The 12,387-nt window shown below is 66.9% G+C and carries 11 protein-coding genes; 8 read left to right on the top strand and 3 right to left on the bottom strand.

What is annotated here, in order from left to right; all coding sequences use genetic code 11:
- Nucleotides 1–6 precede the first annotated feature (6 nt).
- From N8A90_RS12470 to N8A90_RS12505, 8 genes are all read left to right on the top strand, one after another.
- A complete protein-coding gene (locus N8A90_RS12470; RefSeq protein WP_262075217.1) occupies nt 7–1,209 on the top strand; it encodes a YbfB/YjiJ family MFS transporter in 1,203 nt (400 codons plus the stop codon).
- 190 nt (nt 1,210–1,399) lie between these two features.
- A complete protein-coding gene (rimP, locus tag N8A90_RS12475; protein WP_262075218.1) occupies nt 1,400–2,044 on the top strand; it encodes a ribosome maturation factor RimP in 645 nt (214 codons plus the stop codon).
- Between the two features lie 18 nt (nt 2,045–2,062).
- Entirely contained in the window at nt 2,063–3,547 is a 1,485-nt protein-coding gene (gene nusA / locus N8A90_RS12480; RefSeq protein ID WP_262075219.1) for a transcription termination factor NusA, read from the top strand.
- A gap of 24 nt (nt 3,548–3,571) precedes the next feature.
- Nucleotides 3,572–6,490, top strand: coding sequence for a translation initiation factor IF-2 (gene infB, locus N8A90_RS12485; RefSeq protein WP_262075220.1), 2,919 nt, complete (start codon nt 3,572–3,574; stop codon nt 6,488–6,490).
- A 21-nt stretch (nt 6,491–6,511) separates the two neighbouring features.
- Nucleotides 6,512–6,883, top strand: a complete 372-nt coding sequence (rbfA, locus tag N8A90_RS12490; protein WP_262075221.1) for a 30S ribosome-binding factor RbfA — start codon at nt 6,512–6,514, stop codon at nt 6,881–6,883.
- A 2-nt stretch (nt 6,884–6,885) separates the two neighbouring features.
- Nucleotides 6,886–7,854, top strand: a complete 969-nt coding sequence (truB, locus tag N8A90_RS12495; RefSeq protein WP_262075222.1) for a tRNA pseudouridine(55) synthase TruB — start codon at nt 6,886–6,888, stop codon at nt 7,852–7,854.
- On the top strand, nt 7,851–9,677 hold the full coding sequence (gene typA / locus N8A90_RS12500) for a translational GTPase TypA (RefSeq protein ID WP_262075224.1): 1,827 nt from the start codon (nt 7,851–7,853) through the stop codon (nt 9,675–9,677). Before truB ends, typA begins: the two co-directional genes overlap by 4 nt.
- A gap of 26 nt (nt 9,678–9,703) precedes the next feature.
- Entirely contained in the window at nt 9,704–10,582 is an 879-nt protein-coding gene (locus N8A90_RS12505) for a DMT family transporter (RefSeq protein ID WP_262075226.1), read from the top strand.
- A 60-nt stretch (nt 10,583–10,642) separates the two neighbouring features.
- Here the strand turns inward: N8A90_RS12505 and N8A90_RS12510 are convergent, their stop codons facing one another.
- Genes N8A90_RS12510 through N8A90_RS12520 form a run of 3 tightly spaced genes read right to left on the bottom strand, consistent with a single transcriptional unit; the run spans nt 10,643 to nt 12,331 of the window.
- Nucleotides 10,643–11,032 (bottom strand): ATP-binding protein, encoded by a 390-nt coding sequence (locus N8A90_RS12510; RefSeq protein ID WP_262075227.1) that lies wholly within the window; start codon nt 11,030–11,032, stop codon nt 10,643–10,645.
- Between the two features lie 56 nt (nt 11,033–11,088).
- Nucleotides 11,089–11,805, bottom strand: coding sequence for an anti-sigma factor family protein (locus N8A90_RS12515; protein ID WP_262075228.1), 717 nt, complete (start codon nt 11,803–11,805; stop codon nt 11,089–11,091).
- A 13-nt stretch (nt 11,806–11,818) separates the two neighbouring features.
- A complete protein-coding gene (locus N8A90_RS12520) occupies nt 11,819–12,331 on the bottom strand; it encodes a sigma-70 family RNA polymerase sigma factor (protein WP_262075229.1) in 513 nt (170 codons plus the stop codon).
- Between the last annotated feature and the right edge of the window lie 56 nt (nt 12,332–12,387).

The following is a 12,387-nucleotide window of genomic DNA, read 5'->3' on the forward strand; positions in this document are numbered from 1 at the left end:
CTAAGAATGTCGAATATCGGAAAAGATCGGCGGGACGCATGGCGTGCCGCGCTGGCGTGCATGGTCACGCTGGCCGTGGCGATGGGCCTGGGCCGCTTCGCCTTCACGCCCATGCTCCCCCTCATGCTGCACGAGGGCAAGCTCGACCTGCAGGCGGGCGGCGTGCTGGCCTCGCTTAACTACCTCGGCTACTTCATCGGTGCCGTGTCGTGCGCGTCGATCCGGCTGCGGCCGGCCTTCATGGTGCGCAGCGGCCTGCTGGCGACGGCGGCGCTGCTGCTGGGCATGGGGCTGTTGCACGGTTTCACCGTGTGGGGTGCGCTGCGTGGCGCGGCCGGGGTGGTCAGCGCCTGGGTGTTCGTCTTTGCCTCCGGCTGGGGCCTTCGGCGCCTGGCCGAAACCCATTCGCCGGCGCTGGGCGGCGTGATCTACACCGGCCCCGGGATCGGGATCGCCGTGACAGGCCTGCTCGGCGGCGTGACGGGGCGCTGGGGCTCGGATGCCGCGTGGATCGGCTACGGCCTGCTGGCGCTGGCGCTCATCGCGCTGATCTGGCGGGTGTTCGACGACGGCGCGGCGGCGTCGACGGGCGCGGGCAGGGCGCCCGAAGCGCCGCAACCCGAGACGACGGCCCGCCACCGCAGCGATGCGCGCTGGATCGTCGGCCTCTATGGCCTGGCCGGCTTCGGCTACATCATCACGGCGACTTTCTTGCCGGTGATCGCGCGACAGGCGCTGCCGGGCTCGTCCTGGCCCGATTTCTTCTGGCCGCTGTTCGGCCTGGCGATCGTGCCTGGCGCCTTGATCGGTGCCCGCGCCCCCGTGCAATGGGACAACCGGCTCCTGCTGGCCATCGCCTATGCGCTGCAGGCGGCCGGCGTCGTGCTGTCGGTGCTGTGGCCGACCATCGCGGGTTTCGCCGTGGGCAGCCTGCTGCTGGGCATGCCGTTCACCGCGATCACCCTGTTCGCCGTGCGCGAGGCACGGCGGCTGCGCGGGAACGCGGCGGCAGGGCTGATCGGCTATGCCACCGCCGCCTACGGCGTCGGCCAGATCCTCGGGCCGCTGTTCGCGGCTCCACTGGCGCAGCGCACCGGCTCCTTCGCCGTGCCCTTGCTGGTGGCTGCAGCCGCTCTGGCATTGGGTTCCTTGCTCTTTCTGGGGGTCTGGCGAAAAGCGAGAATGCGTGCCACCGCTTTCTCGGCTTAAAGCGTCACTCATTTGAGAACCTTTTGGCATATAATTCGAGGCTCACGACCAAACGGGCGGGTACCAACCGCCCGTTTTTTATTGGGCGAAGCATTTCTCGATGACAGCGAGCATGGCGAACTCGGTGGTATCCATCGAATGATGGCGCGGAGCGATCGGCAAGAGCAATTTCAAGGGCATATACAGACACGTGGCATTGCAGCAAGTAGTGGAACAAACCGTGGCCGGACTCGGCTACGACCTGGTCGAGATCGAACGATCGGCCGGGGGATTGCTGCGCGTCACGATTGATCTGCCCTGGGTTGCCCCCACCTCCGAGGCTGTGATCGGTGCGCCCGAGCCGTTCGTGACGGTCGAGGATTGCGAGAAGGTCACGCGTCAACTGCAATTTGCGCTGGAAGTCGACGGGGCCGACTACAAGCGCCTCGAGGTGTCGTCGCCGGGCATCGACCGCCCGCTGCGGCACGAACAGGATTTCGAGCGTTTCGTCGGCGAAGTGATCGACGTGACGCTGAAGGCGCCGATGGGCGCCGCGGCCGGCGGCCAGGTGGCGGCCAACCGCAAGAAGTTTCGCGGCACGCTGGAGCGTGCCGACGGCGGAGGGTGGCAGATCGTCTGGAGCGAGGCCCCCGAACCCAAGCCCGGACAAAAGATCAGCAAGAAGCGCGCGCCTGCACCGTTGCATGCGCTCGGCTTCGCATTGGACGAACTGCGCGAAGCGCGGCTCGCGCCGATCGTGGACTTCAAGGGCCGCAGGCCCAAGACCCCGGCGGGGTCGCTGGAACAGGCCCCCGAGGGCCTTTCGGACATTGGCGACACGGACGTGTCGGACTGACAAGAGGAGCGTAGTGGCATGAATCGCGAAATGTTGATGTTGGTGGATGCGATCTCGCGCGAGAAGAACGTCGAACGCGACGTGGTCTTCGGCGCGGTCGAATCCGCACTGGCGCAAGCCACCAAGAAGCTCCATCAGGGCGACGTGGACATCCGCGTGGCCGTGGACCGCGACAGCGGCGACTACGAAACCTTCCGCCGCTGGCACGTCGTTCCCGATGAAGCCGGCCTGCAGCTGCCCGACCAGGAAATCCTCCTGTTCGAAGCCAAGGAAGAGATGCCCGACATCGAGGTCGACGAGTACATCGAGGAAACGGTGGACTCGGTGCCGATCGGCCGTATCGGCGCCATGGCCGCCAAGCAGGTGATCCTGCAGAAGATCCGCGACGCCGAGCGCGAGATGCTGCTCAACGACTTCATGTCGCGCGGCGACAAGATCTTCGTGGGCACCGTCAAGCGCCTGGACAAGGGCGACATCATCGTGGAAGCCGGGCGTGTCGAAGGGCGCCTGCGCCGCAGCGAGATGATCGCCAAGGAAAACCTGCGCAACGGCGACCGCGTGCGCGCCATGATCATGGAAGTCGACCTGACGCTGCGCGGCGCGCCGATCATCCTGTCGCGCTCGGCGCCCGAGTTCATGATCGAGCTGTTCCGCCAGGAAGTGCCCGAGATCGAGCAGGGTCTGCTCGAGATCAAGAGCTGCGCCCGTGACCCGGGTTCGCGCGCCAAGATCGCCGTGCTCTCGCACGACAAGCGTGTCGACCCGATCGGCACCTGCGTCGGCGTGCGCGGCACCCGTGTGAACGCGGTGACGAACGAACTCGCCGGCGAGCGCGTCGACATCGTGCTGTGGTCCGAAGACCCGGCCCAGTTCGTGATCGGCGCGCTGGCCCCGGCCAACGTGTCGTCGATCGTGGTCGACGAAGAAAAGCATGCCATGGACGTGGTGGTCGACGAGGAAAACCTCGCCATCGCCATCGGCCGCGGCGGCCAGAACGTGCGCCTGGCGTCCGACCTGACGGGTTGGAAAATCAACATCATGGACGCGAACGAGTCTGCCCAGAAGCAGGCGCTCGAAACCGATTCGAGCCGCAAGCTCTTCATGGAGAAGCTCGATGTGGACGAGGAAATCGCCGACATCCTGATCAACGAAGGTTTCACCAGCCTCGAAGAAGTGGCCTACGTGCCGATCTCCGAGCTGCTCGAAATCGAGAGCTTCGACGAAGACACGATCAATGAGCTGCGCACCCGTGCCAAGGATGCTTTGCTCACGATGGAAATCGCGAAGGAAGAAAGCGCCGAAGGCGTCTCGCAGAATCTGCGCGACCTCGAAGGCCTCGACCCCGAGCTCATTCCAAAGCTGGCCGAGGCGGGTGTCCACACCCGCGACGACCTGGCCGACCTCGCGGTCGACGAACTCACCGAGATCACCGGCCACAGCGCCGATGACGCCAAAGCCCTCATCTTGAAAGCCCGTGAACATTGGTTCGCGGGCCAAGAGTGACGGTCATGGGAGCACGAAGCACATATGTCCAGCACCACAGTCGCCGAGTTCGCGAACGAACTCAAGAAGACCCCCGAAATCCTGCTTGACCAGCTCAAGAGCGCAGGCGTGGCGAAAGCCGCGCCGACCGACGCGCTCACCGAGGCGGACAAGCAACGCCTGCTCGGCTTCCTGAAGGCCAGCCACGGCACGGCGGAGCCCGAGCGCAAGAAGATCACCCTGGTCAAGAAATCGACCAGCGAGATCAAGCAGGCGGACGCCACCGGCCGTGCCCGCACGATCCAGGTGGAAGTGCGCAAGAAGCGCACCTTCATCCAGCGCGACGAAGGCCCCGGCAGCACGCCCGAGCCGACGCCGGCCGCCGCGGCACCCGTGAGCGAGCCTGCTGCGCCCAAGATTGACGAAGCCGAACTCGGCCGCCGTGAGGAAGAGGCACGCCGCCAGGCCGAGCTGATCCGCCGCCAGGAAGAAGAACTGGCCGAGAAGCGTCGCCAGCGCGAGGAAACCGAAGCCCGCGAACGCGAGAAGGCCGAGCGCGCCGAGCAGGCCGAAGTGGCCGAGCGCGAAGCCAAGGCGGCTGCGGCTGCCAAGGAAAAGGCCGCTGCGACCGCCGTGGTCGGCAAGGCTGCGCCCGAGGTCGCGCCTGTCGCCGCGGTAGCCGACGCCGCCACGAGCAAGGCGACGGCCGATGCGGTCGCCGCCACGCAGGCCAAGGAAGACGCCAAGGCCAAGGCCGCCGCCGAATCGAAGGCCCGCGCCGACGAGGAAGCCGCCCGCGCCAAGGACCTGGATGAGCGCCGCCGCAAGGCCCTGGCCGAAGCCGAGGCCATCCGCGCCATGATGAACGCACCGGCCCGTGTGCTGGTGCCGCACAAGGCGCCCGAAAAGGAAGTGCCGAAGCCGGCCGTCAAGGGCACGCTGCACAAGCCGGTCGCGCCCGCAGCGCGTCCGGGTGCACCTGCCGCCCCGGGCGCCGCGACGGCTCCGGGTGCCAGCAAGGACGTGAAGTCGGCCAAGCTCTCGTCGAGCTGGGCGGGCGATCCGGCCAAGAAGAAGGAAATCAAGACACGCGGCGATGCCAGCGGTGGCGTCGGTCGCGGCAATTGGCGCGGGGGCCCGCGCGGCCGTCGCGGCAACGACCGTGGCGGACACGAGGACCACACGCCGGCCGCACCGGTCGAGGCGCGCGTGCTCGAAGTGCATGTGCCCGAGACCATCACGGTGGCCGAACTGGCCCACAAGATGGCCGTCAAGGCGCAGGAAGTCATCAAGCAGCTGATGAAGCTCGGCATGATGGCGACCATCAACCAGTCTCTCGACCAGGACACCGCGATGATCATCGTGGAGGACATGGGCCACACGGCCGTGGTCGCTGCGCTGGACGATCCGGAAGCCTTCACCGACGAGGACGTCGGCGCCCAGGCCGGTGAATCCCTGCCGCGTGCGCCAGTCGTGACCGTGATGGGTCACGTCGACCACGGCAAGACCTCGCTGCTGGACTACATCCGGCGCGCCAAGGTCGCCGCGGGCGAAGCCGGCGGCATCACGCAGCACATCGGCGCCTACCACGTCGAGACGCCGCGCGGCATGGTGTCCTTCCTCGACACCCCGGGTCACGAGGCGTTCACCGCCATGCGTGCCCGCGGTGCGCAGGCCACCGACATCGTCATCCTGGTGGTGGCGGCCGACGACGGCGTCATGCCGCAGACCAAGGAAGCCATCAAGCACGCGAAAGCGGCAGGTGTGCCGATCGTGGTCGCGATCAACAAGATCGACAAGCCCGATGCCAGCCCGGACCGCGTCAAGCAGGAACTGGTGGCCGAAGAGGTCGTGCCCGAAGAGTATGGCGGCGACGTGCCGTTCGTGCCGGTGTCGGCCAAGACCGGCCAGGGCATCGACGAACTGCTCGAGCAGGTGCTGCTGCAGGCCGAAGTGCTGGAACTCAAGGCGCCGGTGGATGCCGCCGCCAAGGGTCTGGTCATCGAAGCCCAGCTCGACAAGGGCCGCGGCCCGGTCGCGACCGTGCTGGTCCAGTCCGGCACGCTCAAGACCGGCGACGTGGTGCTCGCAGGCTCGACCTACGGCCGCGTGCGCGCCATGCTCGACGAGGACGGCAAGCCGATCAAGACGGCCGGTCCGTCGATCCCGGTGGAAATCCAGGGTCTGACCGAAGTGCCGCAGGCGGGCGACGAGTTCATGGTGATGGCCGACGAGCGCCGTGCGCGCGAAATCGCCACCTACCGTGCCGGCAAGTTCCGCAACACCAAGCTGGCCAAGCAGCAGGCGTCGAACCTGCAGAACATGTTCACCGACCTGTCGGCGGGCGAGGTGCAGACGCTGCGCCTGATCATCAAGGCCGACGTGCAGGGTTCGCAGGAAGCGCTGGCCCAGTCGCTGCTCAAGCTGGCGACCGACGAGGTCAAGGTGCAGATCGTATACGCCGGTGTCGGCGGCATCAGCGAGAACGACATCAACCTGGCCATCGCGTCGAAGGCGGTCGTCATCGGCTTCAACGTGCGGGCCGACGCCGGCGCGCGCAAGCTGGCCGAAGGCAACGGCGTGACGCTGAACTACTACAGCATCATCTACGACGCCGTGGACGAGGTGAAGGTGGCGATGTCCGGCATGCTGGCGCCCGAGCGTCGCGAAGAAATCATCGGCTCGGCCGAGATCCGCACGGTGTTCGTGGCCTCGAAGATCGGCACGGTCGCGGGTTCGTACATCACCTCCGGGTCGGTCAACCGCAGCGCGCATTTCCGCCTGCTGCGCGACAACGTGGTGGTCTACACGGGCGAGGTCGATTCGATCAAGCGCATGAAGGACGACGTCCGCGAAGTACGCGAAGGCTTCGAGTGCGGTATCAAGCTCAAGAACTACAACGACATCAAAGAGGGCGATCAGCTCGAATTCTTTGAAATCAAGGAAATCGCCCGGACGCTGTAAGGCGCCCCAGCGACAACGACGATGCCAAAGCGCAAAGCCGCCGCCCCCAACCGCGCCTTCAAGGTGGCCGATCAGATCCAGCGCGATCTGACGGAGCTGATCGCGCGCGAGTTGAAGGACCCGCGCGTGGGCATGGTCACGATCCAGGCGGTCGAGGTCACGCCCGACTACGCGCACGCGAAGATCTACTTCAGCCTGCTCGTGGGCGACCCGGTCGTCACGACCGAAGCGCTGAACCAGGCTGCGGGGTTCCTGCGCAACGGCCTGTTCAAGCGCCTGCAGATCCACACGGTGCCCACGCTGCACTTCCTGTTCGACCGCACCACCGAGCGTGCGGCCGACATGAACGCGCTGATCGCCCAGGCCGTCGCTTCGCGCTCGAAAGAGGAATAGCCATGCACGCGCCACGCACACGGGTGCAGCGGCGCCCTGTGCATGGGGTGTTGCTGCTCGACAAGCCGCTGGGTTTCTCCAGCAACCAGGCCTTGCAGAAGGCCAAGTGGTTGCTGCGCGCCGAGAAGGCGGGCCACACCGGCACGCTCGATCCGCTCGCGACCGGCGTGCTGCCGCTGTGCTTCGGCGCGGCGACCAAGTTCAGCCAGCTGCATCTCGATGCAGACAAGACCTACGTGGCGACGGTGCAGCTTGGCGTGAAAACGTCGACTGGCGATGCCGAGGGCGAGGTGATCTCCGAACGCCCGGTGCAGGTGACGCCCGACGATCTGACGCGCGTGACGGCGCAGTTCACCGGCCCCATCCGCCAGGTGCCGCCGATGCACAGCGCCCTGAAGAAGGACGGCAAGGCACTCTACGAATACGCCCGCGAGGGGATTGACGTCGAGCGGGCACCGCGCGACGTGTCGATCCACGCGCTGGCGCTGACCGCGCTGTCGCCAGACACCCTCCGCCTCGTCGCCACCGTCAGCAAGGGCACCTACATCCGGACGCTCGGCGAAGACATCGGCGAGGCGCTGGGCTGCGGCGCGCACCTCACGTCGCTGCGGCGCACCGCCACCGGCAACTTCACCGAGACGCAATGCGTCACGATCGAGGCACTGGAAGCGATGTCCGAGGACGAACGCCTGGCCCGCCTGCTGCCGGCCGAAGCGCTGGTCGCCGGCCACAGCCGCGTCACGCTGGGCACGGAAGATGCGGCGCGTTTCCTGTCGGGCCTGCGCCGCCGCGGCGGTTGGGCCGACGCCACCGAGGTGGCCGTCTTCGGCGAGGAGCCGGCGGCCTTCCTCGGCACGGCCCATGTCATGGCCAACGAATTGATCCCGGGGCGCTTGCTGAACCCCATCGAAATCCAGCAAATCCTTTTGAACGCACCAGCGAACGCAACTCTCTGCGAGACCACACCATGAGTACCCCCAAGCAAATCCGCAACATCGCCATCATTGCCCACGTGGACCATGGCAAGACCACGATGGTCGACCAGCTGCTGCGCCAGTCCGGCACCTTCGCCGAGCACGAGAAGGTCGTCGACACCGTGATGGACAACAACGCGATCGAAAAAGAACGCGGCATCACCATCCTGGCCAAGAACTGCGCCGTGACCTGGGAAGGCACGCACATCAACATCGTCGACACCCCCGGCCACGCGGACTTCGGCGGTGAAGTGGAACGCGCGCTGTCGATGGTCGACGGCGTGGTGCTGCTGATCGATGCGCAGGAAGGCCCGATGCCGCAGACGCGCTTCGTGACCAAGAAGGCGCTGGCCCTGGGCCTGAAGCCGATCCTGGTGGTGAACAAGGTCGACAAGCCGGGCGCACGCCCCGATTTCGTGGTCAATGCCGCTTTCGACCTGTTCGACAAGCTCGGCGCGACCGACGAACAACTCGATTTCCCCGTGGTGTATGCCTCGGGCATCAACGGCTGGTCATCGCTGGAAGAAGGCGCAGCGGGCGAACAGTGGGGCCCCGACATGTCGGCCCTGTTCAACACCATCCTCAAGCACGTGCCGGCCCAGAAGGGTGATCCGGACGCCCCGCTGCAACTGCAGATCTCGGCACTCGATTTCTCGACCTTCGTCGGCCGCATCGGCGTGGGCCGCATCAGCCAGGGCACCATCAAGCCGATGATGGACGTGGTGGTCATGGAAGGCCCGGATGGCAAGGCCATCAAGGGCCGCGTCAACCAGGTGCTGACCTTCCAGGGCCTGGAGCGCGTGCAGGCGACCGAGGCCGGCCCGGGTGAAATCGTGCTGATCAACGGCATCGCCGACCTGAACATCGGCGTCACCGTGACCGACCCGGCCAAGCCGTCGCCGCTGCCCATGCTCAAGGTCGACGAGCCGACGCTGACCATGAACTTCTGCGTCAATACCAGCCCGCTGGCTGGCCGCGAAGGCAAGTTCGTCACCAGCCGCCAGATCTGGGACCGCCTGCAGAAGGAACTGCAGCACAACGTGGCGCTGCGCGTGGCCGAGACCGACGAAGAAGGCATCTTCGAAGTCATGGGCCGCGGCGAACTGCACCTGACCATCCTGCTGGAAAACATGCGCCGCGAAGGCTTCGAGATGGCCGTGAGCAAGCCGCGCGTGGTGATGAAGGACGTGAACGGCGAGAAGCACGAACCCATCGAGCTGGTGACCGCCGACATCGAAGAGCAGCACCAGGGCGGCGTGATGCAGGCCCTGGGTGAGCGCAAGGGCGAGCTGGTCAACATGGAACCGGACGGCCGTGGCCGTGTCCGCCTCGAGTACCGCATTCCGGCGCGCGGCCTGATCGGCTTCACCAACGAATTCCTGAACCTGACGCGCGGCTCGGGCCTCATCAGCAACATCTTCGACAGCTACGAGCCGCACAAGGGCGACATCGGCGGCCGCAAGAACGGCGTGCTGATCTCCATGGACGACGGTGAAATCTTCACCTACGCCCTGGGCAAGCTCGACGACCGCGGCCGCATGTTCGTCAAGGCGAACGACCCGGTGTACGAAGGCATGATCGTCGGCATCCACAGCCGCGACAACGATCTGGTGGTGAACGCCACCCGCACCAAGCAGCTGACGAACTTCCGCGTGTCCGGCAAAGAAGACGCGGTCAAGATCACGCCGCCGATCGAACTCACGCTGGAGTACGGCGTGGAATTCATTGAGGACGACGAGCTGGTCGAGATCACGCCCAAGAGCGTTCGCCTGCGCAAGCGCTTCCTCAAGGAAAGCGAACGCAAGCGCGCCGGCCGCTGATCTTCGGCTCAGCGTTTGGGGCCGCCTTGACCCTGACCCACGGCCGTGCGGTCTGGATGATGGTCGGCGTGACCCTGATGTGGGCCACGGCCGGCGTCGTCACGCGCCATCTCGAGGGGGCGCGAAGCTTCGAGGTGACCTTCTGGCGCAGCGCGTTCACCGCGCTCGCGCTTTTGGTCATCCTGCCGGCCTGGCAGGGGCGCAGCGTTTTCTCGAACATCCGCCAGGGCGGGCGAGCGCTGTGGGTCTCCGGCGTCTGCTGGAGCGTGATGTTCACCGCCTTCATGGTGGCGCTCACGCTGACCAGCACTGCGAATGTGCTGGTCACGCTGGCCACGGGGCCGCTGCTGACCGCGCTGGCGGCACGCCTCTTCATCGGCCACCGACTGCCGCTGCGCACCTGGCTCGCCATCGCGGCGGCCGGCGTGGGCATCGGCTGGATGTACGGCGCGCAACTGGGCAACGGCGAATGGTTGGGCACGCTGGTGGCGTTGTGCGTGCCCATCGCCGGTGCCGCCAACTGGACATCGGTGCAGCATGCGAATGCGCAAGGACAGCGCATCGACCTCGTGCCTGCCGTGCTGATCGGCGCCGTGCTGTCCTCGCTGCTGACGCTGCCGCTCGCCTGGCCGCTCGAGGCCACCGGCCGCGACCTGATGCTGCTGGGCTTCCTCGGCGTGTTCCAGCTGGCGATCCCGTGCGTGATTTCGGTGATATGCGCCCGTGTGTTGAGTGCGCCGGAGGTGTCGCTGCTGGCGCTTCTGGAGGTGATTTTCGGCATCACGCTGGCGTGGATCGGCGCGGGCGAGGTGCCGGGCGCCACCGTGCTGACAGGCGGTGCAGTCGTGGTGGGCGCGCTGGTCGTCAACGAGTTGTTGGCGGTACGCGCGCGTCGCGCAGGCTGAACATCGATTGCCCATGAAAAAGCCGGCGCGAGCCGGCTTTTCGTCGAGGCTCCGATCGGTTCAGGGGCGCGCGATCTTCCAGACGCCGCCCACGCCGTCGCCGGTGCGGTCGCCGGCCTTGGCATCCTTGGCCCAGTAGTAGAGCGGGGCGCCCTTGTAGGCCCACTGCTTCTTGCCGTCGTCGCGCACGACGACGCTGTAGGCGCCCATCGGCTGGGCGGCATCGGGGGCGACCAGTGCAGGCCAGTTGGTGATGCAGGGGCCATTGCAGGCCGACTTGCCGCTGCCCACCGTATCGCGGGCGAAGGTGTAGAGCGTCATGCCGTTCGGGCCGACCAGCACGCCATCGGCCGTGCGGGTGGGCGTGTCGGGTGCCGACGCGGTCTTGTTCATCATGCCGCAGCCGGACAGCAGGGCAATGGCGAGGATGGAAGTGCTGAGCAGTTTCATGGAGAGTTCTCCTTCGGTTAAAAAAACTTGTGTGACAGGGTGGACGCGCAGGAGCGTCACTGCTGACGGTACACCAGCGTGGCCAGCCGCAGCAACGCGTCGCGTGGGAGTTTCCCGGCCAGGGCATACCCGAAGCCGTGGTCGACCCAGTAGAAGCTGGGCACCGGCCCGTCGGTCGAAAAACGGAAGGCCGATTCGCCGGCTTGCGTGGCGTCGGCCGGCGTCGCCAGCGTTCCCAGGTAGAGCGTGACGCGCTGGCCGCCACGGTCTTCAAACATGAACTGTGCGCGCGCACCGGTGTCGCCGGGCAGCAGCCGGCCGCCCACCAGCGCGTAGCCTTCGGCCGACAGGTCGGGCATCTTCAGCGGTTTGTCGAGCCGGCGCGAGAGCCATTGGACCAGGTGCTGTTCCTCCGCGGCGGCCACCTCGACCGGGTGACGCTTCTCGGGCGCGTACACGGCATGGGCCACGGACGCCGCATGCACGAACTCGCGCGTAGCCGGCACGCGGGCCAGTTGACTCGCGCCGCTGGCGGACGTCCATTGCCCGTTGGCCAGCCAGCCGGCGCCGAAGGCGATCAACACTGCTGCAGCCAAGCCGCCCCAGCGCGTCCATCGCGCCTGGCGTGCGAAGCGGCGATCGGCTTGGCCAGCGGCGGCGAGCAGTGCCGGTGGGATCGGTGCATCAAGGACGTCGCGGTGCAACTGGCGCAGGGCGGCACGCTGCGTTTCCCAGTCGGGAAGCTCGTGGTGGGGTGGCGGAGGGTGGTTCATGGCGTGGCCGCCTTCATTTGAGTCGACGCAAGGCCGGACGGCTGTCGGTCGACGCCGCGCCTTCCATCAGCGCGTGCAGGCGGGCACGCGCCCGCGAAAGCCGCGACATCACGGTGCCCACCGGAATCGCGAGGATCCGGGCGACCTCGGCATACGACAGGTCTTCGAGCGCCACCAGCAGGAGCACGGCGCGCTGGTCGTCTGGCAGCAGCATCAGGCAGCGCTGCAGGTCGAGCGTGCGCTCGAGGCCGGCGTCGGCATCGGCGCCGTGCGGTTCATGCCCGACCTCGTCGACGTCCACCATGGCGCGTGGCGGCGCACGGCGCACCTGGTTGGCGAAGACGTTGTGCATCAGCGTGAAGAGCCAGGCCCGCAGGTCGGTGCCGGCCGTCCAGAGCCGCCACTTGACGCAGGCGCGCTCGAGCGTGTCCTGCACCAGGTCGTCGGCGGCCCAGGCGTCGCCGGTCAAGGCCCGCGCATAGCGGCGCAGGCTGGGGATGTGGTCGACGAGCGGGCGGGTGTCCATGGCGATTGCTGGATGAACACCGGGCGACGCGCGCTTATTCCATCGCCCTCGAAATA

This window comes from Variovorax sp. N23, assembly GCF_025486315.1.
Classification (GTDB): domain Bacteria; phylum Pseudomonadota; class Gammaproteobacteria; order Burkholderiales; family Burkholderiaceae_C; genus Variovorax.

Excerpts from the sequence above, each read along its gene's own strand:
- N8A90_RS12470 (WP_262075217.1), top strand. The coding sequence starts at position 7 with ATGTCGAATATCGGAAAAGATCGGCGGGACGCATGGCGTGCCGCGCTG.
- nusA (WP_262075219.1), top strand. The coding sequence starts at position 2,063 with ATGAATCGCGAAATGTTGATGTTGGTGGATGCGATCTCGCGCGAGAAG.
- infB (WP_262075220.1), top strand. The coding sequence starts at position 3,572 with ATGTCCAGCACCACAGTCGCCGAGTTCGCGAACGAACTCAAGAAGACC.
- rbfA (WP_262075221.1), top strand. The coding sequence starts at position 6,512 with ATGCCAAAGCGCAAAGCCGCCGCCCCCAACCGCGCCTTCAAGGTGGCC.
- truB (WP_262075222.1), top strand. The coding sequence starts at position 6,886 with ATGCACGCGCCACGCACACGGGTGCAGCGGCGCCCTGTGCATGGGGTG.
- typA (WP_262075224.1), top strand. The coding sequence starts at position 7,851 with ATGAGTACCCCCAAGCAAATCCGCAACATCGCCATCATTGCCCACGTG.
- N8A90_RS12510 (WP_262075227.1), bottom strand. The coding sequence starts at position 11,032 with ATGAAACTGCTCAGCACTTCCATCCTCGCCATTGCCCTGCTGTCCGGC.
- N8A90_RS12515 (WP_262075228.1), bottom strand. The coding sequence starts at position 11,805 with ATGAACCACCCTCCGCCACCCCACCACGAGCTTCCCGACTGGGAAACG.
- N8A90_RS12520 (WP_262075229.1), bottom strand. The coding sequence starts at position 12,331 with ATGGACACCCGCCCGCTCGTCGACCACATCCCCAGCCTGCGCCGCTAT.